At 70.2% G+C, this 21,394-nt stretch carries 20 protein-coding genes and 1 pseudogene; 4 read left to right on the top strand and 17 right to left on the bottom strand.

Annotation, left to right across the window (positions count from 1 at the left end; genetic code table 11):
- Positions 1 to 28 precede the first annotated feature (28 nt).
- From ABT123_RS07495 to ABT123_RS07505, 3 genes are all read right to left on the bottom strand, one after another.
- Complete coding sequence (locus ABT123_RS07495) at positions 29 to 2,731, bottom strand: P-loop NTPase family protein (protein ID WP_351310752.1); 2,703 nt, start codon at positions 2,729 to 2,731, stop codon at positions 29 to 31.
- 145 nt (positions 2,732 to 2,876) lie between these two features.
- Positions 2,877 to 3,200, bottom strand: coding sequence for an STAS domain-containing protein (locus ABT123_RS07500; protein WP_150207314.1), 324 nt, complete (start codon positions 3,198 to 3,200; stop codon positions 2,877 to 2,879).
- A gap of 174 nt (positions 3,201 to 3,374) precedes the next feature.
- Positions 3,375 to 4,223 carry a 3-hydroxyacyl-CoA dehydrogenase family protein gene (locus tag ABT123_RS07505; protein ID WP_351310754.1) on the bottom strand — a complete coding sequence of 283 codons (849 nt, stop codon included), beginning with the start codon at positions 4,221 to 4,223 and terminating at the stop codon, positions 3,375 to 3,377.
- Positions 4,224 to 4,402: 179 nt separating this feature from the next.
- On the opposite strand from ABT123_RS07505, the gene ABT123_RS07510 reads away from it, so the two are divergent.
- Positions 4,403 to 4,975, top strand: coding sequence for a cob(I)yrinic acid a,c-diamide adenosyltransferase (locus ABT123_RS07510; protein WP_351310756.1), 573 nt, complete (start codon positions 4,403 to 4,405; stop codon positions 4,973 to 4,975).
- On the opposite strand, the gene ABT123_RS07515 is transcribed toward ABT123_RS07510, so the two are convergent.
- Positions 4,972 to 5,541, bottom strand: a complete 570-nt coding sequence (locus ABT123_RS07515; protein WP_351310758.1) for a hypothetical protein — start codon at positions 5,539 to 5,541, stop codon at positions 4,972 to 4,974. The two genes, ABT123_RS07510 and ABT123_RS07515, sit on opposite strands and share 4 nt — an antisense overlap.
- 176 nt (positions 5,542 to 5,717) lie before the next feature.
- Here ABT123_RS07515 and ABT123_RS07520 point away from each other — a divergent pair, with 176 nt between their 5' ends.
- The 3 genes from ABT123_RS07520 (at position 5,718) to ABT123_RS07530 (ending at position 9,623) form a co-directional block, all read left to right on the top strand.
- A complete protein-coding gene (locus ABT123_RS07520) occupies positions 5,718 to 6,944 on the top strand; it encodes a sensor histidine kinase (protein WP_502970900.1) in 1,227 nt (408 codons plus the stop codon).
- Positions 6,938 to 7,588 carry a response regulator gene (locus ABT123_RS07525; RefSeq protein WP_351310759.1) on the top strand — a complete coding sequence of 217 codons (651 nt, stop codon included), beginning with the start codon at positions 6,938 to 6,940 and terminating at the stop codon, positions 7,586 to 7,588. The genes ABT123_RS07520 and ABT123_RS07525 overlap by 7 nt, the downstream gene beginning before the upstream one ends.
- Before the next feature lie 181 nt (positions 7,589 to 7,769).
- Entirely contained in the window at positions 7,770 to 9,623 is a 1,854-nt protein-coding gene (locus tag ABT123_RS07530) for a glycoside hydrolase family 18 chitinase (RefSeq protein ID WP_351310761.1), read from the top strand.
- Between the two features lie 68 nt (positions 9,624 to 9,691).
- On the opposite strand, the gene ABT123_RS07535 is transcribed toward ABT123_RS07530, so the two are convergent.
- The 13 genes and pseudogenes from ABT123_RS07535 to ABT123_RS07595 all read right to left on the bottom strand — a co-directional run.
- Positions 9,692 to 10,138, bottom strand: coding sequence for a DUF2550 domain-containing protein (locus tag ABT123_RS07535; protein ID WP_150207321.1), 447 nt, complete (start codon positions 10,136 to 10,138; stop codon positions 9,692 to 9,694).
- A 127-nt stretch (positions 10,139 to 10,265) separates the two neighbouring features.
- Positions 10,266 to 10,640 carry a F0F1 ATP synthase subunit epsilon gene (locus ABT123_RS07540; protein WP_351310763.1) on the bottom strand — a complete coding sequence of 125 codons (375 nt, stop codon included), beginning with the start codon at positions 10,638 to 10,640 and terminating at the stop codon, positions 10,266 to 10,268.
- A gap of 120 nt (positions 10,641 to 10,760) precedes the next feature.
- On the bottom strand, positions 10,761 to 12,203 hold the full coding sequence (gene atpD / locus ABT123_RS07545; protein ID WP_351310765.1) for a F0F1 ATP synthase subunit beta: 1,443 nt from the start codon (positions 12,201 to 12,203) through the stop codon (positions 10,761 to 10,763).
- A complete protein-coding gene (locus ABT123_RS07550; protein ID WP_351310767.1) occupies positions 12,203 to 13,120 on the bottom strand; it encodes a F0F1 ATP synthase subunit gamma in 918 nt (305 codons plus the stop codon). Before ABT123_RS07550 ends, atpD begins: the two co-directional genes overlap by 1 nt.
- 20 nt (positions 13,121 to 13,140) lie before the next feature.
- Entirely contained in the window at positions 13,141 to 14,733 is a 1,593-nt protein-coding gene (gene atpA, locus ABT123_RS07555; RefSeq protein ID WP_150207325.1) for a F0F1 ATP synthase subunit alpha, read from the bottom strand.
- A 138-nt stretch (positions 14,734 to 14,871) separates the two neighbouring features.
- Positions 14,872 to 15,687: a F0F1 ATP synthase subunit delta gene (locus tag ABT123_RS07560; protein WP_351310769.1), complete on the bottom strand. Its 816-nt coding sequence runs from the start codon at positions 15,685 to 15,687 to the stop codon at positions 14,872 to 14,874.
- Positions 15,684 to 16,226 carry a F0F1 ATP synthase subunit B gene (locus ABT123_RS07565; RefSeq protein WP_351310771.1) on the bottom strand — a complete coding sequence of 181 codons (543 nt, stop codon included), beginning with the start codon at positions 16,224 to 16,226 and terminating at the stop codon, positions 15,684 to 15,686. Before ABT123_RS07565 ends, ABT123_RS07560 begins: the two co-directional genes overlap by 4 nt.
- 41 nt (positions 16,227 to 16,267) lie before the next feature.
- A complete protein-coding gene (gene atpE, locus ABT123_RS07570) occupies positions 16,268 to 16,498 on the bottom strand; it encodes an ATP synthase F0 subunit C (RefSeq protein WP_351310773.1) in 231 nt (76 codons plus the stop codon).
- Between the two features lie 72 nt (positions 16,499 to 16,570).
- Positions 16,571 to 17,395: a F0F1 ATP synthase subunit A gene (atpB, locus tag ABT123_RS07575; RefSeq protein WP_351310775.1), complete on the bottom strand. Its 825-nt coding sequence runs from the start codon at positions 17,393 to 17,395 to the stop codon at positions 16,571 to 16,573.
- A 226-nt stretch (positions 17,396 to 17,621) separates the two neighbouring features.
- A complete protein-coding gene (locus tag ABT123_RS07580) occupies positions 17,622 to 18,035 on the bottom strand; it encodes a Cg1360 family ATP-synthase-associated protein (RefSeq protein WP_351310777.1) in 414 nt (137 codons plus the stop codon).
- 274 nt (positions 18,036 to 18,309) lie between these two features.
- Positions 18,310 to 19,680 carry an MraY family glycosyltransferase gene (locus ABT123_RS07585; RefSeq protein ID WP_351310961.1) on the bottom strand — a complete coding sequence of 457 codons (1,371 nt, stop codon included), beginning with the start codon at positions 19,678 to 19,680 and terminating at the stop codon, positions 18,310 to 18,312.
- Between the two features lie 104 nt (positions 19,681 to 19,784).
- On the bottom strand, positions 19,785 to 21,017 hold the full coding sequence (gene glyA, locus ABT123_RS07590; RefSeq protein ID WP_351310779.1) for a serine hydroxymethyltransferase: 1,233 nt from the start codon (positions 21,015 to 21,017) through the stop codon (positions 19,785 to 19,787).
- Between the two features lie 105 nt (positions 21,018 to 21,122).
- Positions 21,123 to 21,350 (bottom strand): annotated as a pseudogene (locus tag ABT123_RS07595) (protein-tyrosine-phosphatase); the annotation flags it as partial.
- Between the last annotated feature and the right edge of the window lie 44 nt (positions 21,351 to 21,394).

A 21,394-nucleotide genomic window follows, 5' to 3' on the forward strand; every position in this document is an offset into this window, starting at 1 on the left:
GTCGGGCGGTTGGGCAGCCGATCGGCCGTCAGGGGGACGAGGTGCCGGCCGGCGTCGTGATGCTGCTGGTGGCCGACGAGGCCGAGGCCGAGGGCGATGCCGACTGCGAGGCCGGCGGCGAGGAGGCCGGGGGTGAGGAGACCGGCGGGCTCGACGCCGGGCCCGTGGGCGGGCTCGGCGGGGGCGACACCGGGCGGGAGCCCGGCGGGGTCGGGCGCGGGGTCAGCGACGGGGTGCGGCTCGGGGTCGGGCCGGGCGACGGGGCCACCGTCGCGGAGGGGCCGGTACGCGGCGTGCCGGAGGGGCCCGAGCCGGCGGTGGAGGGGGTCTCGCTGCCCGTCACGGCGACGGGCGGCGCCGGCGCAGGATCGTTCCAGCCGTTCTTCGGGGACACCGAGGTCGCCGTCCCCGTACCGGGCTGCGGGCCCGGCGCCGAGCCGTCGCCCGAGGTCAGGGCGAAGCTGGCGGCGGTACCGAGCAGGGCCACCACCAGGACCGCCGCGCCGGCCAGCACCACCGGGTCCCGGCGGGACGGCCGCGCGGGGGCGGCGGCAGGGGCGGCGGGGGCTCCGACGGCCGGCGGCTGCTTTCCGACGTTCCCCCGGGCGATCCGGAAGTTGTCCTCGAAGGCCTCGGCCAGGGTGGTCGGCTCGCTCCCGCCCGGCACCGGGGCGCCCGGCACCGCCGGCTTCAGCACCGGGACGACCCGGGTCACGTCCTCCCCCGCGGCGGCCGGCTCGGGCGCAGCAGACAACGGCGACAACGGTGTCGGTGACGATATCGGCGTCGGCGTCGGCGACGGTGTCGCCGTCGGCGTAGGCGTCGGCGACGGTGTCGCCGTCGGCGTAGGCGTCGGTGACGGCGACGCCGGCAAGGCCAGCGGTCCGGGTGCGGCGGCGCCCGCCGGCGGGGCCTCCAGCCGCAGCGGCGGGGACAGTTCCGCTCCGCCGCGCTCCCGGTCGGCGACCAGGGTCAGCGCCCGCCGGCCCGCCACCGTGCCGTGCTTGTCGGCCAGTGCACCGCGTAGCCCGATCGAGGCTTCGAGTTCGGCCCGGGCCCGGTCCAGCCGGCCTCCGCACAGCGCGAGTACGCCCAGTTCGTGGTGGAAGTACGCCTGTTCGGCGACCTCGCCCGCCGTCCGGGCGGCCTCGGCGCCGGCCCGCAGGACGCGTTCCCAGGCACCCCAGTGCAGGGACGCGGCGAAGGCCGGTGCCGCCGTGCGGGCCAGCATCACCCCGGCGACCACATCCGCGCCGGCCAGTGCCGCGAGCACCGCATCGGCCTCGGCGGCCACCCGCTCCGGTGTCACCGAGGCGTGGCCGGTCCACCAGGCGTAGTGCCGGGCTGCGGTGCGTGCCTCCTCGTCCGGCTCCCAGCCGGCCTCGGTGAGCTGCCGGGCCACTCCGGCCGCCAGCCGGTACCGCGGTCCGGCCGGGGTGAGCAGGCCACAGGACAGCAGCTCGCCGACCGCCGTGTCCGCGTGGGTGTCCCCCACCAGCGCCGGCAGATGGGCGTGGTGCGGCATCTCGCCACCGAGGGCACAGGCGAACCGCAGGGCGGCGCGGGCGGCCTCGCCGGCCCGGGCCGCGAGCAGCTCGGCCGGGGCCGCGCCCTCGGCCAGGGTGGGCAGCGGAACGACGGCCGAGTCGCGCGGGCGCTCCTCGAAGACGCCGGGCTCTTCTCCGTCCTCCTCCTCGGACTCCGCGACCCGCCGGTTGAGCCCGTCGCGCTGCCGCAGCAGGGCCGCGGCCTGGACGAAGCGCAGCGGCAGTCCTTCCGAGGCGAACCGCAGGTCGCTCGCCCAGGCGGTCTCCTCCTCGGTGAGCGGCCGTCCGGTGGCGGTCTCCAGGAGTTCCAGGCAGGCGGTCCGGCCGAGCCCGGCGAGGAAGACCTCCTCCAGGTGGGAGTCCTCGGAAGGGGCCGGCGTGTCCGGGGTGGCGGCCAGCAGGAAGGCGCATTCCGGGGTGGCGCGCAGCAGTTCGTCGAGGGCGGCACCGCCGAAGTCCAGGTCGTCGACGAGCACGATGGCGCCGATCTCCCGGACCCGGTCCAGGAGTTCCGCGCGGCCCGGGCGCCGCCGGTCCGCGTCGTGGACCTGCGTGTAGAGCGCGTGGAGCAGTTCGGTGGTGTTCGCCCGGTGTCCGGAGAGGCGTACCAGGCCGTCGGGCGCGAGGGTGGCGCAGTCCTCGGCGACCGCGTCGAGGAGCCGGGTCCGGCCGGATCCGGAGGGGCCGGTCAGCCGTACGGAGCGACCGCGTCCGAGGAGGCGTACCAGCCGTTCCCGCTCGTCCTCGCGCTCCAGCAGCGGGAGCCCGGGCAGCGCGGGCCCCGGCGGTACGGGGGGCAGCGCGGCGGCGAGGGCGGCGCGGGCGGCGGCGTCGCGCTTGGCGGGCCGGCCGGCCGGCCCGGTGCCGAAGTCGGGGGTGGGGGTGCCGAGGGCGGCGGGGCGGAGGGGTTCGATCTCGCTGCCGTCGACGGGGTTGACGGTGAGGGAGAAGTCACCCGCGGTCAGGCGGACCACCCGGGCCGGCGGCCCTGCCGGGGCTCCCGCCTGGCCTGCGGCCGGGGCGGAGGTCGGGCCGGAAGCCGGGCCGGAAGACGGACCTGAGGCCGGGCCGGAAGACAGGCCGGAAACCGGAACGGAAACCGGACCCGAGGCCGGTCCCTTGGCCGCTCCTGTGGCCGGTCCGCCCGTCGGCTCCTCGCCGCCGTGTCCCTGTGTGCGGTCCATGACCAAGTCCCCCGATCGCATCGTGCCGCCCAAACCTAGACGGTGGCCGGTGCGCCGGGAACTGCAGGGTGGCCATCACCACCGGACCGTTACGTTTCACCCGGTCGGTGATCACACGGTCCGCCGGGGCCGGTCGCCCCGCCGGTCACACCCGCGGCAGGGACTCGGCCTCCAGGCCGCCCTCGATGGCGAGGATCCGGTGCAGCCGGGTGGCCACCAGGAGTCGCTGCATCTGCGGCGGCACTCCGCGCAGCACCAGTCGCCGCCCGGTCCGGCCGGCCCGCCGGTGGGCGCCCATGATGACGCCGAGGCCGGTCGCGTCCCAGGAGTCCAGGCCGGTGAGGTCGAGCACGAGGTCACCGGCGCCGTCGTCGAGGGCGGAGTGCAGGGCGGTACGGGCGTCGGCCGCGCTGCGCACGTCGAGGCGGCCCCCGACAGCGAGTTCGGCGTGGTCGCCCCTGATGTGCATGTGTGCTCCCCGGCAGTACTGCGTACGCGTGCAACTCTCACTGCAACTGACTGCCTCGCGGGCAGGGAAGTTGCCGACCGTGAGCGAACCGATACCTAATTCACCCAGGAGGGTGAATCAGATATCGAACGGCTCGATGCGGATGGTGTGGTGCGGGTGGTTCGGTGGGGCGGATCAGTGCTTGTAGAAGCCCTGGCCGCTCTTGCGGCCGATGTCGCCCGCGTCCACCATGCGGCGCATCAGCTCCGGCGGCGCGAACTTCTCGTCCTGGGACTCGGTGTAGATGTTGCTGGTGGCGTGCAGCAGGATGTCCACGCCGGTCAGGTCGGCGGTGGCGAGGGGGCCCATCGCATGCCCGAAGCCCAGCTTGCACGCGATGTCGATGTCCTCGGCGGAGGCCACGCCCGATTCGTACAACTTTGCCGCTTCGACGACCAGCGCGGAGATCAGACGGGTCGTCACGAAGCCGGCCACGTCGCGGTTGACGACGATGCAGGTCTTGCCGACGGACTCGGCGAATGCGCGGGTGGTGGCGAGCGTCTCGTCGCTGGTCTTGTAGCCGCGGACCAGCTCGCACAGCTGCATCATCGGGACCGGGGAGAAGAAGTGGGCGCCGACGACCCGCTCCGGGTGCTCCGTCACGGCCGCGATCTTGGTGATCGGGATGGCGGAGGTGTTGGAGGCCAGGACGGCGTCCTCGCGGACCAGCTTGTCGAGGGCACGGAAGATCTCGTGCTTGACCTCGAGCTTCTCGAAGACGGCCTCGACGACGATGTCGGCGTCCGCGACCGCGTCCAGGTCGGTGCTGGTGGTGATCCGCGCGAGGGCCGCCTCGGCGTCCTCGGCGGCGAGCTTGCCCTTGGCGACGAACTTGTCGTAGGAGGCCTTGATGCCATCGGTACCGCGGGTGAGCGCCGCACTTGTCACATCGCGCAGAACCACGTCCCAGCCCGCCTGAGCGGACACCTGAGCGATTCCGGAACCCATCAGTCCGGCACCGATGACGGCGAGCTTCCCAGCCACTGCACACCCCACGTTCTCGATACGAGCCAGTTTCGTAGCTTCTCCGGCGGAGAGTAGCGTCCGCGCAGGGCCGTGTGACCGGGAAGTAACACGCGTCACGTCTCAGATGACGGACATCACACCGGGACGGCCCACCGCTCGCCGGAGGGCGCGCAGTTGGTGCGGTCTACGCTGGCGGCATGGTGAACCTCACGCGCATCTACACCCGTACCGGCGACAAGGGCACGACCGCCCTGGGCGATATGAGCCGCACCGCCAAGACCGACCTGCGGATCTCCGCGTACGCCGACGCCAACGAGGCGAACGCGGCCCTCGGGACGGCCATCGCCCTCGGCGGGCTGCCGGAAGCGGTGGTGAAGGTCCTGGTCCGGGTGCAGAACGACCTGTTCGACGTCGGCGCGGACCTGTGCACCCCGGTGGTGGAGAACCCGGAGTACCCGCCGCTGCGGGTGGAGCAGTTCTACGTGGACCGGCTGGAGGCCGACTGCGACCGCTTCAACGAGGAGCTGGAGAAGCTGCGGAGCTTCATCCTGCCGGGCGGCACCCCGGGCGCGGCCCTGCTGCACCAGGCCTGCACGGTGGTGCGGCGGGCGGAGCGGTCCACCTGGGCGGCCCTGGAGGCACACGGCGAGACGATGAACCCCCTCACCGCCACCTACCTGAACCGCCTCTCCGACCTCCTGTTCATCCTGGCCCGGACGGCCAACAAGGAGGTCGGGGACGTGCTGTGGGTGCCGGGCGGGGAGCGCTAGCGCTCGGACTTGGTGAGTCCGGCCGGGGCGGCCTCCGGCGCGGCGCCGGCGGGGGCCTTTTTCGGCCAGATCGTGTAGCAGACCGCGACGATCGTGTGGATGCCGAGCACCCGGAGTGCCGCGTACTGCCAGGACTCCAGCGAGGTGGTGTCGCCCGCGTCGCCGATGTACCAGATGGCGCCCTGGAGCAGGCCGTATGCGACGGCGGCGGCAACCAGGGTGCGGGCCACGAGCTTCCACTCGTGCAGGGTCCGGGCCTTGCCGTAGCCCGCTCCGGCCGGTTTCGGGCCGTTGCCGAAGCGGTACGCGGCGTGGCTGTCCAGCCACTTGATCGTGTAGTGGCCGTAGGCCACGGTGTAGCCGATGTAGAGGGCGGCCAGGCCGTGCTTCCAGTCCGGCTCGGCGCCGTCCTTCAGGTCCAGGGTGGTGACGATCAGCAGGACGAGCTCGAGCAGCGGCTCGACCAGCAGGACCGCCGCCCCCAGCCGGGGCTTCTTCGCGAGGTAGCGCAGGGCCAGTCCGGCGGCCAGCAGCACCCAGAAGCCGACCTCGCAGGCGATGATCACAGGGGTCTCCGTTCAGGTCGTTCGGGTCGTTCGGATCGTTCGGATCCGGGGGGAATGGCTTCAGCTTCCCGCCCCGATGCGGCCGAATCGTCCTCTGCGGAGACGAGCTGCCACTGCATCCTTCGATGTACTGCGGATTCACCTGCTCCGTCGAGGCCCCGGGCCCGCGCACCGTGTTGGATGGTTCTGTGCGCCTGACCCTGTTCCGCCCCCACCCCCACCCCCACGACGTGCTGATCGCCGTGATCAGCGTGCTTTCCGGGCTGCTGCTGTGGTCGCTCGGCCTGTACACCACGGCCTTCCGGGATCTGCTGCCCGCGTGGACCGCCCTGGTGCCGCTGTTCGTGATCGGCGTGGCGGAGCTGTTCCGCCGGACCGCACCGCAGTCCGCCCTGGCCGTCGGCACCGCCGCGGTGATCGCGGACCAGTTCACGGTGGGCAATCTGGCCACCTTCTTCATGTTCACCGACCTGATGTACGCGGCCGTGGTCTACGGACACCCCGCCATGGCCCGCCGGCTGCCGATCGCCACCGGGGTGTTCACCATCGCCGTGACGCTGGTCTCGGTGGCCTGGCTGCGCACCCCGGAGGCCGTCCTGATCGGCGTGGTGACCGGCATCGTCTGCTTCGGTCCGGCGGTCACCGGGGCCACCCTGCGCAACCACCGGGAGGCGGCCGAGGCCGCCCGGCTGCGGGCCGAGCAGACCGCGCTGCTGGCCGAGATGGACCGGAAGGCGGCGATCGTGGCCGAGCGGGCCCGGATGGCCCGGGAGCTGCACGACATGGTCGCCAACCATCTGTCCGCCATCGCCATCCACTCCACCGCGGCGCTGTCCATCGACTCCGCCGAAACCAGCCGGGAGGCGCTGGGGGTGATCCGGGAGAACAGCGTCCAGGGCCTGTCCGAGATGCGCCGGCTGATCGGGCTGCTGCGGCAGTCGGGGGCCGAGCAGGAGCCGGTCGCCGTGCCCTCGCTGGACGGGCTGGCGGCCCTGCTGGCCCAGGCCCGGGCCACGGGTGCGGCGAGCGGCCTGGAGTTCGTCCTGGAGGACACCCGGCCGGCCGGCGGGGAGCCGCTGCCGGCCCCGGTGGAGCTGGCCGCGTACCGGATCGTGCAGGAGTCGGTGACCAATGCCCTCAAGCATGCGGCGCCGGGCCCGGTCCGGGTCCTGATCGGCAGGACCGACGCGCTGCTGACCGTACGGATCGACAGCCCGTACGGCGACCGGCCGGGGCCGCGGGCCCCCGGGTCGGGTGCCGGGCTGGTGGGCATGCGCGAGCGGACGGAGCTGCTGGGCGGGGAATTCGCGGCGGGCCCCGCGGAGCCGGCGGGTACGGGCGGCACGGTGTGGCGGGTGCGGGCGGTTCTGCCCGCCGAGGAGAAGGCGGTGGAGGCGTGGTGATCCGGGTGGTGGTGGCGGAGGACCAGTCGGCGGTGCGGGCCGGGCTGGTGCTGATCCTGCGCAGTGCGGGCGACATCGAGGTGGCGGGCGAGGCCGGGGACGGCGAGGAGGCGGTGCACCTGGCCCGGGAGCTGCGGCCGGATCTGGTGCTGATGGACATCCAGATGCCGAAGCTCGACGGGGTGTCGGCCACCCGGACGGTGGTGGCGGAGGGCCTGGCCGATGTCCTGGTGCTCACCACCTTCGACCTGGACGAGTACGTGTTCGGGGCGCTGCGGGCGGGGGCGGCGGGCTTCCTGCTGAAGAACGCGGACGCGCAGGAGCTGATCGAGGCGGTACGGACGGTGGCGCGCGGGGAAGGCCTGATCGCCCCCGCGGTGACCCGCCGGCTGATCGCGGAGTTCGCGGCACCGAAGCCGGTACGGGCGGCCCGCCCGGCGGAACACGCGGCGGTGGCGGCGCTGACCCGGCGGGAACGCGAGGTGCTGTCCTGCCTGGGCGAGGGCCTGTCGAACGCGGAGATCGCGGTGCGGCTGGAGATGGCGGAGGCGACGGTGAAGACGCACGTCAGCAGGCTGCTGGGGAAGCTGGAGCTGCGCAGCCGGGTGCAAGCGGCCGTACTGGCACAGGAGTTGGGAATCTAGAGCAGTAACGGAGGGTTGGTCTGGACCTCTTGACGGTTGGTCCAGACCTTTCTACTCTCACGGCCATACTGTGGTGAGCTCGCCATGACAAGGCGCAGCATGGCGTGCTCACGGGCGGCGCAGGTCCCACCCCCAAGTCGATGTCGACCCCCGATGCCGACGGACCTACGGAGGAGCACCCTTGAGCACAGCATCCCCCCCACGCACCCGCACCCGCTTCTTCTCCCGAGTCGCGGCCACCGTCGCCGCCTTCGCCCTCCCCATCGCCGGCCTGGTCGTCCTGGCCTCCCCCGCCCAGGCCGCCACCTCCGCGACGGCGACCTACACCAAGGTCTCCGACTGGGGCACCGGCTTCGAGGGCAAGTGGACGATCAAGAACACCGGTGACACCACCATCAACAACTGGACCGTCGAGTGGGACTACCCCTCGGGCACCCGGGTCACCTCGGCCTGGGACGCCACGGTCACCAACTCCGGCAACCACTGGACCGGCAAGAACGTCGGCTGGAACGGCACCCTCGCCCCCGGCGCCAGCATCAGCTTCGGCTTCAACGGCGCAGGCGCCGGCGCTCCCTCCGGCTGCAAGATCAACGGCGGCTCCTGCGACGGCGGCTCCCAGCCCGGTGACAATCCCCCCTCGTCCCCCGGCGCCCCCAACGCCTCGAACATCACCGAGACCTCGCTGACCCTGAACTGGGCCGCCGCCACCGATGACAAGGGCATCAAGAACTACGACGTCTACCGCAACGGCGCCAAGGTCGCCACGGTCACCGGCACCACCCATGCCGAGACCGGCCTGACCAAGGGCACCACGTACACCTACAACGTGGTCGCCCGCGACACCGCCGACCAGACCGGCGCCTCGTCCGTCCACGTGTCGGTCACCACGTCCGGCGGCGGCCCCGTCGACCCGCCCCCGGGCGGCCCGGTCAAGCTCGGCTACTTCATCGAGTGGGGCAGCTACGGCCGCAACTACCACGTGAAGAACCTGGTCACCTCCGGCACAGCCAGCAAGATCACGCACATCAACTTCGCCTTCGGCAACGTCCAGAACGGCGCTTGCACGATCGGTGACGCCTACGCCGACTACGACAAGGCCTACACCGCCGACCAGAGCGTCGACGGGGTCGCCGACACCTGGGACCAGCCGCTGCGCGGCCACTTCAACCAGCTGCGGAAGCTGAAGCAGCAGTACCCGCACATCAAGATCCTGTGGTCGTTCGGCGGCTGGACCTGGTCCGGCGGCTTCCCGCAGGCCGCGGCCAACCCGACCGCCTTCGCGAACTCCTGCTACAACCTGGTCGAGGACCCGCGCTGGGCCGACGTCTTCGACGGCATCGACCTGGACTGGGAGTACCCGAACGCCTGCGGTCTGTCCTGCGACACCTCCGGCCCGGCCGCGTTCAAGAACATGATGCAGGCCATGCGGGCCCGGTTCGGCTCGAACAACCTGGTCACCGCCGCGATCACGGCCGACGCCACCAACGGCGGAAAGATCGACGCGGCCGACTACGGCGGCGCCGCGCAGTACGTCGACTTCTACAACGTCATGACGTACGACTTCTTCGGCGCGTGGGCGGCACAGGGCCCGACCGCCCCGCACTCCCCGCTGACCTCGTACGCCGGCATCCCGCAGCAGGGCTTCAACTCGGCCGAGGCCATCGCCAAGCTCAAGGGCAAGGGCATCCCCGGCTCGAAGCTCAACCTCGGCGTCGGCTTCTACGGCCGCGGCTGGACCGGCGTCAGCCAGGCCACCCCGGGCGGCACCGCCACCGGCCCGGCCCCGGGCACGTACGAGCAGGGCATCGAGGACTACAAGGTGCTCAAGAGCAGCTGCCCGGCCACCGGCACCATCGCCGGCACCGCCTACGCCAAGTGCGGCAGCAACTGGTGGAGCTACGACACCCCGGCCACCATCGCCGGAAAGATGAGCTGGGCCAAGCAGCAGGGGCTGCGCGGCGCCTTCTACTGGGAATTCAGCGGCGACACGGCCAACGGCGAGCTGGCCAACGCCGTCCACGCCGGACTGCAGTAGACGACCGAAGCCGGGGTGACGGGTCCGCCCCCGTCACCCCGGCTTCGTCATGTCCGAATAGACCCAGATCAGGCCACGTTCACCCGCTGGCCGGGAGGCGCCGCCTCCAGCCAGGCCAGGAAGCCGGTCAGCGCGTCCTCGCTCATCGCCAGCTCCAGGCGGGTCCCCCGGTGGAGACAGCCGAGCACGACCGCGTCGGACAGCAGGGCCAGCTCCTCCTCGCCCTCCGGGGCGCGGCGGGCCAGCACCTCGATGGAGTCGCGCTCCAGCATCCGGCGCGGCCGGGGCGAGTACGAGAACACCCGGAACCACTCGATCCGGTCACCGCTGTAGCGGGCCACCCCGTACACCCAGCCCTTGCCGGACAGGTCCGGCTCCTCCGCCACGCCCCAGCGCAGCGAGCAGTCGAACGTACCGCCGGAACGCTGGATGAGCCGCCGGCGCAGCCCGAAGACAAAGAGCCCGATCACCACCAGGGCTACGACCAGGCCGCTCACAAGCAGAGCGAGGAGCATCTTCACCGACCTCCTCGCTCATCGAAACCCGAACAGGAAAAATCAACCAGCATCGCCTCAGCCGCGACCCGTCCCGGAAAACTCCGGACGGACCGCGGCTGAGGTTTCACACTCTTCGGTACGGGGCTCAGTGCCCCGCGACCGCGCGCAGCCGGACATCGGCGCGACGCTCGGCGGCCGCATCGGCCTCCGACTTCGCGCGCTCCAGTGCCCGCTCCGCCCGCTGGACGTCGATCTCGTCCGCGAGCTCGGCGATCTCGGCCAGCAGGGACAGCTTGTTGTCCGCGAACGAGATGAATCCGCCGTGCACCGCGGCGACGACAGTGCCGCCCTCGCTGGTACGGATGGTCACCGGGCCCGATTCCAGCACGCCGAGAAGCGGCTGGTGACCGGGCATGACGCCGATGTCGCCGGACGTGGTGCGGGCGACGACCAGGGTGGCCTCGCCGGACCAGACACTCCGGTCCGCCGCGACCAGCTCGACGTGCAGCTCAGCAGCCAAGGTTGGCTCCTCGGGTCACCACCCGGCAGGTCTGCCGGGTGTTGGGTCAAATTCTAATGGGCGTGGGGAGAGGGACGGGACACACCCGCCCCTCTCCGGATGATCCTGCGGGGAGCAGGATCAGGAGACGCCCAGCTCCTTGGCGTTGGCCTTCAGGTCCTCGAGGCCACCGCACATGAAGAACGCCTGCTCGGGGAAGTGGTCGTAGTCGCCGTCGCAGATCTGGTTGAACGCGGTGATCGACTCGTCGAGCGGGACGTCCGAACCGTCGACGCCGGTGAACTGCTTGGCGACGTGCGTGTTCTGCGACAGGAAGCGCTCGACACGACGGGCACGGTGGACAACGAGCTTGTCCTCCTCGCCCAGCTCGTCGATACCGAGGATCGCGATGATGTCCTGGAGGTCCTTGTACTTCTGCAGGATCCCCTTGACGCGGGTCGCGGCCTCGTAGTGGTCCTTCGCGATGTACCGCGGGTCGAGGATGCGGGACGAGGAGTCCAGCGGGTCCACGGCCGGGTAGATGCCCTTCTCGGAGATCGGACGGGAGAGAACCGTCGTCGCGTCGAGGTGGGCGAAGGTGGTGGCCGGCGCCGGGTCGGTCAGGTCGTCAGCGGGGACGTAGATCGCCTGCATCGACGTGATCGAGTGGCCACGGGTCGAGGTGATGCGCTCCTGGAGGAGACCCATCTCGTCGGCCAGGTTCGGCTGGTAACCCACCGCGGAGGGCATACGGCCGAGCAGGGTCGACACCTCGGAACCGGCCTGGGTGTACCGGAAGATGTTGTCGATGAAGAAGAGCACGTCCTGCTTCTGAACATCGCGGAAGTACTCCGCCATGGTCAGACCGGCCAGGGCGACGCGCAGACGGGTGCCCGGGGGCTCGTCCATCTGGCCGAACACTAGGGCGGTCTTGTCGATGACGCCCGAGTCGGTCATTTCCTCGATGAGGTCGTTGCCCTCACGGGTACGCTCACCGACACCCGCGAACACCGACACACCGTCGTGGTTGTTGGCGACGCGGTAGATCATTTCCTGGATCAGAACGGTCTTGCCGACACCGGCACCACCGAACAGACCGATCTTTCCACCCTTGACGTACGGGGTGAGAAGGTCGATGACCTTGACGCCGGTCTCGAACATCTCGGTCTTCGACTCGAGCTCGTCGAAGTTCGGGGCCTTGCGGTGGATCGCCCAGCGCTCGGTCACCTCGGAGTTGGCCTCCGGGTAGTTGAGCACCTCACCCAGGGTGTTGAACACCTTGCCCTTGGTGAAGTCGCCGACCGGGACGGTGATACCCGCACCCGTGTCGGTGACGGCGGCCTGGCGGACCAGACCGTCGGTGGGCTGCATGGAGATCGTACGGACCACGCCGTCACCCAGGTGCTGGGCAACCTCGAGGGTCAGCGTCTTGAGAACGCCGTCCTCGGCCGGGTCCGCGACCTGCACGGTCAGCGCGTTGTAGATCTCGGGCATCGCGTCGACGGGGAACTCCACGTCGACGACCGGGCCGATGACCCGGGCGACGCGGCCCGTGGCAGCAGCCGTCTCAACAGAGGTCGTCATTACTTGTCACTCCCCGCGGTCGCGTCGGCCAGGGCTGCGGAGCCACCGACGATCTCGCTGATTTCCTGGGTGATTTCGGCCTGGCGGGCCGCGTTGGCAAGCCGGGAGAGCGTCTTGATGAGCTCTCCGGCGTTGTCGGTCGCAGACTTCATCGCGCGGCGGCGGGCGGCGTGCTCGGAGGCAGCCGACTGCAGCAGTGCGTTGTAGATACGGCTCTCGACGTAGCGCGGCAGCAGGGCGTCGAGGACGTCCTCCGCCGACGGCTCGAAGTCGAACAGCGGAAGGATCTCGCCCTTCACGCCGGACTCTTCTTCGGCCTTCTCGAGGCTGAGCGGCAGCATCCGGCTGTCGACGGGGTTCTGCGTCATCATCGACACGAATTCCGTGTAGACGATGTGCAGCTCGTCAACGCCGCCCTCGGCCGTCTCCGCGGAGACGGCCTCGATCAGGGGCGCCGCGACCGCCTTGGCGTCAGCGTAGCTCGGGCTGTCGGTGAAGCCGGTCCAGCTGCCCTCGATCTTGCGCTCGCGGAAGCTGAAGTAGGCCACGCCCTTGCGGCCGACGATGTAGCTGTCGACCTCCTTGCCCTCACCGCGCAGACGCTCGGTCAGCCGCTCCGCCGCCTTGATGGCGTTGGAGGAGTAGCCGCCGGCCAGACCGCGGTCGCTCGTGATGAGCAGGACCGCAGCACGGGTCGGCGCCTCGGCCTCGGTGGTGAGCGGGTGCTTGGTGTTCGATCCGGTCGCCACCGCGGTCACCGCGCGGGTGAGCTCGGTCGCGTACGGCGTGGAGGCCGCCACCTGGCGCTGCGCCTTGACGATGCGCGAGGCGGCGATCATCTCCATCGCCTTGGTGATCTTCTTGGTCGCGGTGACGGATCGGATGCGACGCTTGTAGACCCGGAGCTGCGCTCCCATGAGTCAGGTCCCTTCCGTCGTCACTTGCTGGTGGAGACCGGAGCGTCTTCGCCCAGCAGCTTGCCGTCCGAGGTCTCGAACTGCTTCTTGAAGCCCGCAATGGCGTCGGCGATCGACTGCAGGGTGTCGTCCGACATCTTGCCGCCCTCGACGATGGAGGTGAGGAGCTCCTTGCGGTTGATCCGCAGGTGCTCCAGCAGCTCCGACTCGAAGCGGCGGATGTCCTCGACCGGGACGTCGTCCATCTTGCCGGTGGTACCGGCCCAGACGGAGACGACCTGCTCCTCGACCGGCATCGGCTGGTACTGGCCCTGCTTCAGCAGCTCGACCATGCGCTTGCCGCGCTCCAGCGAGGCCTTCGACGCGGCGTCCAGGTCGGAACCGAAGGCGGCGAACGCCTCCAGCTCGCGGTACTGGGCCAGGTCGACACGGAGCCGGCCGGAGACCTGCTTCATGGCCTTGTGCTGGGCGGAGCCACCGACGCGGGAGACCGAGATACCGACGTTCAGGGCCGGGCGCTGGCCGGCGTTGAACAGGTCGGACTCCAGGAAGCACTGGCCGTCGGTGATGGAGATGACGTTGGTCGGGATGAACGCCGAGACGTCGTTGGCCTTGGTCTCGACGATCGGCAGACCGGTCATCGAGCCGGCGCCCATGTCGTCGGAGAGCTTGGCGCAGCGCTCCAGCAGACGCGAGTGCAGGTAGAAGACGTCACCCGGGTAGGCCTCACGGCCCGGCGGGCGGCGCAGCAGCAGCGACACGGCGCGGTAGGCGTCGGCCTGCTTCGACAGGTCGTCGAAGATGATCAGGACGTGCTTGCCGGCGTACATCCAGTGCTGGCCGATGGCGGAGCCGGTGTAGGGCGCCAGGTACTTGAAGCCGGCCGGGTCGGACGCCGGGGCGGCGACGATGGTCGTGTACTCGAGCGCGCCGGCCTCTTCCAGGGCACCGCGCACGGAGGCGATGGTGGAGCCCTTCTGACCGATGGCGACGTAGATGCAGCGGACCTGCTTGTTCACGTCGCCCGAGCGCCAGTTGTCGCGCTGGTTGATGATGGTGTCGACGGCCAGAGCGGTCTTGCCGGTCTGACGGTCACCAATGATCAGCTGACGCTGGCCACGGCCGATCGGCACCATGGCGTCGACGGCCTTGTAGCCGGTCTGCATCGGCTCGTGCACCGACTTACGGACCATGACGCCCGGGGCCTGCAGCTCGAGGGCGCGGCGGCCTTCGGTCGCGATCTCGCCGAGACCGTCGATCGGGTTGCCGAGCGGGTCGACCACGCGGCCGAGGTAGCCCTCGCCGACGCCTACGGAGAGAACCTCACCGGTGCGCTGCACCGGCTGGCCCTCCTCGATACCGCTGAACTCGCCGAGGACGATCGCACCGATCTCGCGCTCCTCGAGGTTGAGGGCGAGACCGAGGGTGCCGTCCTCGAACTTCAGCAGCTCGTTCGCCATGGCGGAGGGCAGGCCCTCCACCTTCGCGATGCCGTCGCCGGCAACGCTGACCGTTCCGACCTCCTCGCGCGAGGCCGCGTCCGGCTTGTACGACTGGACAAAGGTCTCCAGCGCGTCCCGGATCTCCTCCGGCCGGATCGTGAGCTCCGCCATCTGGGTTCCCTGCTCTCCTTGTTGGGCCTGAAGCTTCATAGGGGTCTGGGGGCGACCCCCAGGAATCTTCTGCAAGTTCTGCACGGCCCAACCGGGCCGCTGGAAATGCTTTTCTTAGGTTGGGTGGCGCGGGCTGGGTCAGCCGGCCATGCGGCGGGACGCCTCGGCGAGACGCTCCGCGATGGTGCCGTTGATGACCTCGTCGCCCACCCGCACCTCGATCCCGCCGAGGACCGAAGGGTCCACGTCGAGGTTGAGGTGCATCTGGCGGCCGTACAGCTTGGCCAGCACCGCACCGAGACGCTGCTTCTGCACGTCGCTGAGCGGAACCGCGGTGGTCACGGTGGCGACCATGCGGTTGCGGCGCTCCGCGGCGAGCGTGGAAAGGGACTCGAGTCCCGCTTCCAGGCTACGTCCACGCGGGTGCGTGACCAGACGCGTGACCAGACGCTCGGTCGCAGCGTTCGCCTTGCCGCCGAGCAGGCTGCGGAGCAGCTCGCCCTTGGCGGAGACGGTGGCGGCCTTGTCGGTCAGCGCGGCGCGCAGCTCGGTGTTCGAGGCGACGATCCGGCCGAAGCGGAACAGCTCGTCCTCGACGTTGTCGAGCGCATCGGCCTGCTGGGCCGCGGTGAGGTCGGCGGTGTTCGCCAGCTCCTCCAGCGAGTCCACCAGGTCACGCGACTGCGACCAGCGGGACCGGACCATGCCGGACACCAGGTCGAGGGTTTCCCCGCCCACCTGGCCGCCGAGCAGGCGCCCGGCCAGCTCGGCCTTGGCCTCGCCGGACTGCGCCGGGTCGGTGAGGACCCGACGCAGCGAGACCTCGCGGTCGAGCAGCGCGGTGACGGCAGCCAGCTCGCCGGCGAGCTTCGCCACGTCGACGGACGTGTTGTCCGTCAGCGCGTCGAGGCGCTCGCGCGCGGCGTGCAGTGCCTCGCGGCTCGCTCCGTTCATCGGGCCGCCTCGGCCTTCTCCTCGAGCTCGTCGAGGAAGCGGTCGATGGTGCGGCTCTGCCGGGCGTGGTCCTCGAGGGACTCACCGACGAGCTTGCCGGCCAGGTCGGTGGCGAGCTTGCCCACGTCCTGGCGCAGCGCCTGCGAGGCGGCCTTGCGGTCGGCCTCGATCTGGGCGTGGCCGGCAGCGATGATCTCCTCACGCTGCCGCTGGCCCTCTGCGCGCAGCTCTTCCTTGAGCGCAGTGCCCTGCTCGAGCGCTTCCTGGCGCAGGCGAGCGGCCTCGTGGCGGGCTTCGGCGAGCTGGGCCTTGTACTGCTCCAGAACGCTCTGGGCCTCTACCTGGGCGGCCTCTGCCTTCTCGATGCCGCCTTCGATGGCCTCGCGACGCTCTTCCAGAACCTTGTTGATGTTCGGGAGGAGCTTCTTGGCGAGGAAGCCGAAGACGATGAGGAAGGCGATCAGACCGATGACCAGCTCGGGGAGCGGCGGAATGAGGGGGCTCTGGGGCTCCTCAGCCGCGAGAACCAAGAGGTTCACGTCAGTGCCTTTCGTCTAGGGGGCTGATCGGGATCCGAAGATCACTTGCCGTAGACGAACGGCATGACCAGACCGATGAGGGCGAGCGCCTCACAGAATGCGAAACCGAGGATCTGGTTGGCGCGGATCAGACCGGCAGCCTCGGGCTGACGGGCCATCGCCTGGGTGCCGTTACCGAAGATGATGCCGACGCCGACGCCCGGGCCGATGGCCGCGAGACCGTAACCGATGGAGCCGAGGGAGCCAGAGACAGCGGCAAGGGTCTGGGACATGCCAGTTCTTCCTTCTCTTTCACGGACCGGTGGGGGTTGGCCACCGGACGAATGGGGGCTTGGAGCGGGCGATCAGTGGTGCTCGGCGAGCGCGCCCTGAATGAAGCTGCAGGCCAGGAGGACGAAGACGTACGCCTGGACAGCCTGGATGAAGAGCTCGAAGGCGGTCATCACGATGACCATCACGAACGAGACACCCGCGTAGGCGATGCCGATGCCGTTCAGCAGGTACCAGCTGGCGATGGTGAACAGCAGCAGCAGGGTGTGACCGGCGAACATGTTCGCGAACAGTCGGACCGCGTGGGTGAACGGGCGGACCAGGACGTTCGAGAAGAACTCGATGAGCATGACCAGCGGGAGGACCGCGCCGAGCGACTTGTCGTAGCCCGTGAGGTTCTTGAGGCCACCCACGAAGCCGTGGCGCTTGAAGGTCACGGACATCCAGATGCCGTAGACGATCAGAGCGAGGACGGCCGGGTACGCGATGATCGAGGTCACCGGGAACTGCGCCAGCGGGATGATCGACCAGAGGTTCATCATCCAGACGAAGAAGAACACCGCCACCATGAAGGGGACGTACTTCTCGCCCTCCTTCTTGCCCAGCGTCTCGTAGACGATCCCGCGGCGGACGAAGTCGTAGCCGGCCTCGGCAACCATCTGAAACTTGCCCGGAACCAGCTTCGGCTTGCGGAAGGCGGCCCAGAAGAAGCCGACGATGATGACGGTGCCCAGGAGGGCAAGCAGCATCGTCTTGTTGAAATATCCGAAGCTGCTGTCCGCGTCACCGAAGATCGGCTCGAAGAGGAACGAGTGCAGGCCCGGGGCCGGGAAGCCACATCCGTCGAAGATGTGACAGTCGGTCTCGAAGGCGAGCACCTGCGTCGGGTCAGCACTCACCGCGGGCTCCTTCAGCGTGGCGCATAGGTACGGCAACCTCGTTGTGTCGGCGCGGCGCGCAGCCGCGGTTCGGCACTGGACTGGTGTTACGGATGGTGGGGCGGCAGTCAGGCATCGAGCCTCGCGATGGAACAGGCGTCAGCTTCAGATACCCGAGCCCGCAGTGCCGCAGTTGGCACCGGACGATAGCAGGAACTCGAACGCCCACTTATCCCGGCCCTACCGTTCACGGCTTCGGCCCCGATTTTTCGGGCTCGACGTAAAGAATCTTGGCCTTCATGTGGGCACGGGTCTGTGCGCCGATCCACGCGAGGGTGGCGACGACCAGCGTGATCGCGAAGGCCTTGGGGTTGAACAGGGTGGTGTCCTGGAACACGGCGACAAAGATGAACAGCAGCAGAATTTGTGCCGTATAGAGCATGAGCCCCATTGCCTGGAACAGATGCGGCAGCGACCTTGCGGTCCGCTGCAGCACCACGAACCCGATACCCATGAAGAGGATCACGACCAGGGTCGCAACGACGGCGCCAAGCGCCCCCTTGCCGCCGGCAACCACGGCGCTGATGACGGCGGCAACAGCGCCGACGACAGCGGTGGGTACGGCTGCTTGCAGGAGGGATCGGACGTCATCAGACCGCATGGCGGGGGCTCCGCATGATGGTGGGGGCACGGGACTCGTACGGGGACGAGCGTAATCCCGGTCCGAGAGAGAACCTCGGGCCAATGGACCGTCGCACTACGGTCCTTCGGCTCTGTCGCCGGGTTTAGTGAACGGTATCACAAACTATTTGATGAGGTCTTTACCTGTCGGGTGTGCTCACTGTCACACATGAGGGCTACCGCGCACGTGTGTGCAGGACAGGGAGCCGATCTGTCTGATATAGGGCGATCGCTCCCGTTAGGAAAAGCGTACGTCAGCGCGCCGATCCGGCCTTCCGCCGGTCGGGGAAGCGCGAACGGGGGCCTACCGCGGTCGCTCCGTTGACGCCCGAGACGCCGCCGGCGAGCACCCGGGCCGGTTCCGGCTCCTTGCCGGTGGCCTCCCGGACCGCCGCCTCCGCAGCCGCCTCCGCAGCCGCCTCCGCAGCGGCCTCGGCGGCCCGCTCGGCGTGCCGGTAGCGGGGCGGGACCAGGCTCTCGGCCCAGCGCGGGGCGCGCGGGCTGAAGCGCGGCAGCAGGAGCAGGACCAGCCCGACCCCGCTCAGTCCGGCGATGACCAGCACGATCCACATCGAGGTCGAATTGACCGAATAGGCCACCGTGCCGAAGGCGATCAGGGCCGACCAGAAGTACATGATGAGAACGGCTCGGCTGTGCGAGTGACCGATTTCCAGCAGCCGGTGGTGCAGGTGCCCGCGGTCCGCCGCGAACGGCGACTGGCCCTTCCAGGTGCGCCGCACGATGGCCAGCACCAGGTCCGCCACCGGCAGTGCGGTGATCGTCAGCGGCAGCAGCAGCGGGATGAAGACCGGGAGCATCGCATGGGTCGCGTTGCGCTCACCGCCGGCCCACAGGGCCATCGCGTCGGGGTCCACCTGTCCGGTGATGGAGATGGCCCCGGCCGCCAGCACCAGGCCGATCAGCATGGAGCCGGAATCCCCCATGAAGATCCGGGCGGGGTGCATGTTGTGCGGCAGGAAGCCCAGGCACATGCCCATCAGGATGGCGGCGAACAGGGTCGCGGGGGCCGCGGCCTCGATGCCGTAGCCGTACCAGATGCGGTAGCCGTACATGAAGAACGCGGCGGCTGCGATGCAGACCATGCCGGCCGCGAGCCCGTCCAGGCCGTCCACGAAGTTCACCGCGTTGATGGTGATGACCACCAGGGCGACGGTGAGGAGGTTGCCCTGCCACTGGGTGAGCGAGACCGTGCCGACGAAGGGGATCGGCAGCCACAGGATGGTCAGGCCCTGCATGACCATCACACCGGCGGCGATCATCTGTCCGCCGAGCTTGATCAGGGCGTCGATCTCGAACTTGTCGTCCAGCACACCGATCAGCCAGATCAGCGCCGCCCCGGAGAGCAGGGCCCGCGGCTCGTTCGACAGCTCGAAGACCCCGTTGAGGTTCTGCAGGTGGTCGGCGACCAGCAGGCCGGCGCAGAGTCCGCCGAACATGGCGATGCCGCCCAGCCGCGGAGTCGGCTCCCGGTGCACGTCGCGCGCCCGGATCTGCGGCATCGCGCCGACCGCGATCGCGAACTTGCGCACCGGCCCGGTGAGCAGGTAGGTCACCGCGACCGTGACGCAAAGCGTCAGCAGATATTCACGCACGGGCTGCCCCAGATGTATCGCCGGCCATCTCAGCCCCACACATTAGCTGCGATGTACCCGGGTTCGAGGACGCGAGGGGGACCCTTCCCGGTTCCAGTACGTCCTGTTTGCCGTTATTACTCCCCATAAGGGGGAAAGGTGAGTGCCAGCTCTGCCACCGTCGTGCGGGTCTGCGCCGGGTCCCCGCGCAGTGCGCTGCCGAACAGCCGGGCGATCTCCGTCATCTCCGCCTCCCCCATCCCCTGGGTGGTCACCGCGGCCGTACCGAGCCGGATGCCGCGCTGGTCCCCGTACGGCAGGGCACAGGTGTCCAGCACCATCCCGGCAGCCGCCAGACGGCCGCGGGCGGCCCGTCCGTCGATGCCCAGGGGTGCCGGGTCGGCGGTGATGAGGTGGGTGTCGGTACCGCCGGTGGTGAGGACGAAGCCCTGCTCGGCCAGGGCCCGGGCGAGGGTGCGGGCATTGCTCACGACCCGGTGCGCGTACGAGGCGAAGGCCGGGGTGCCGGCCTCCCCGAAGGCCACCGCCTTGGCGGCGATGGTGTGCATCTGGGCGCCGCCCTGGGTGAACGGGAACACCGCGCGGTCGATCCGCTCGGCGAGCTCGGCGCCGCAGAGGATCATGCCGCCGCGGGGGCCGCGCAGCACCTTGTGGGTGGTCGCGCAGACCACATCGGCGTACGGCAGCGGGCTCGGGGCGGCGCCGCCGGCGACCAGGCCGATCGGGTGGGCCGCGTCCACGATCAGGTAGGCCCCGACCTCGTCGGCGATCTCCCGGAAGGCGGAGTACTCGGGGTGCCGCGGGTAGCAGATCGACCCGCAGACGATGGCCTTGGGCCGGTGGGAGTGGGCGAGCTCCTGCACCTGCCGGTAGTCGATGATCCCGCTCTCGGCGTCGACCCCGTACCCGACGAAGTCGAACCAGCGGCCGGAGAAGTTGGCCGGGGAGCCATGGGTGAGGTGCCCGCCGTACGGCAGCCCCATCGCGAGGACGGTGTCCCCCGGCTTCAGCAGCGCGGCGTACGCGGCGAGCACCGCGGCCGAGCCGGAGTGCGGCTGCACATTGGCGTGCTCGGCGCCGAACAGCGCGCGGGCCCGCTCGACGGCGATCCGCTCCGCGTGGTCGGCGTACTCGCAGCCGCCGTGGTGGCGGGCGCCGGGATAGCCCTCGGCGTACTTGTTGGCGAGTACGGAGCCGAGGGCGGCGAGAACCGCGGGCGAGGTGAAGTTCTCGGCGGCGATCAGCTGGAGGGTGCCGGACTGGCGCTGGAGCTCCCCCGCGAGGACGTCGGCCATCTGGGGGTCCTGCCGGCGCAGGACGTCCGCCGCCGGCTCGGTGATGACGGTCATGGCGCGCTCCCGAGCAGTGGGGGTACCGGGTACGCCCACTCTAGATCCGCAAACCCCCCACCGCCCGACGACGGCCCGCAGTCTCCTTAACGTGGCCCGCACGCCTCAGCGGCGCGCTGTCACACCCGTCAAAGCAGTCACCACCGGGTCCAAGGCCTGGCTGATTTCGTCGCCGATCGAGCGGAAGAACGTGATCGGCGCCCCGTACGGGTCGTACACCTCATCCGCATCCGGCGACGGGGCCAGCAGCCACCCCCGCAGCGCCGCCGCCGCCCGCACCAGCGCCCGGGCCCGCTCCGCCATCCCGTCGTCCAGCGGCGGCAGCGTGGCCGGGACCTCTCCTTGACGCGGCCCTCGCACCGCTCGGCCCCAGGGGG

Source organism: Streptomyces sp. NPDC002054 (genome assembly GCF_040296685.1).
Classification (GTDB): Bacteria; Actinomycetota; Actinomycetes; order Streptomycetales; family Streptomycetaceae; genus Streptomyces.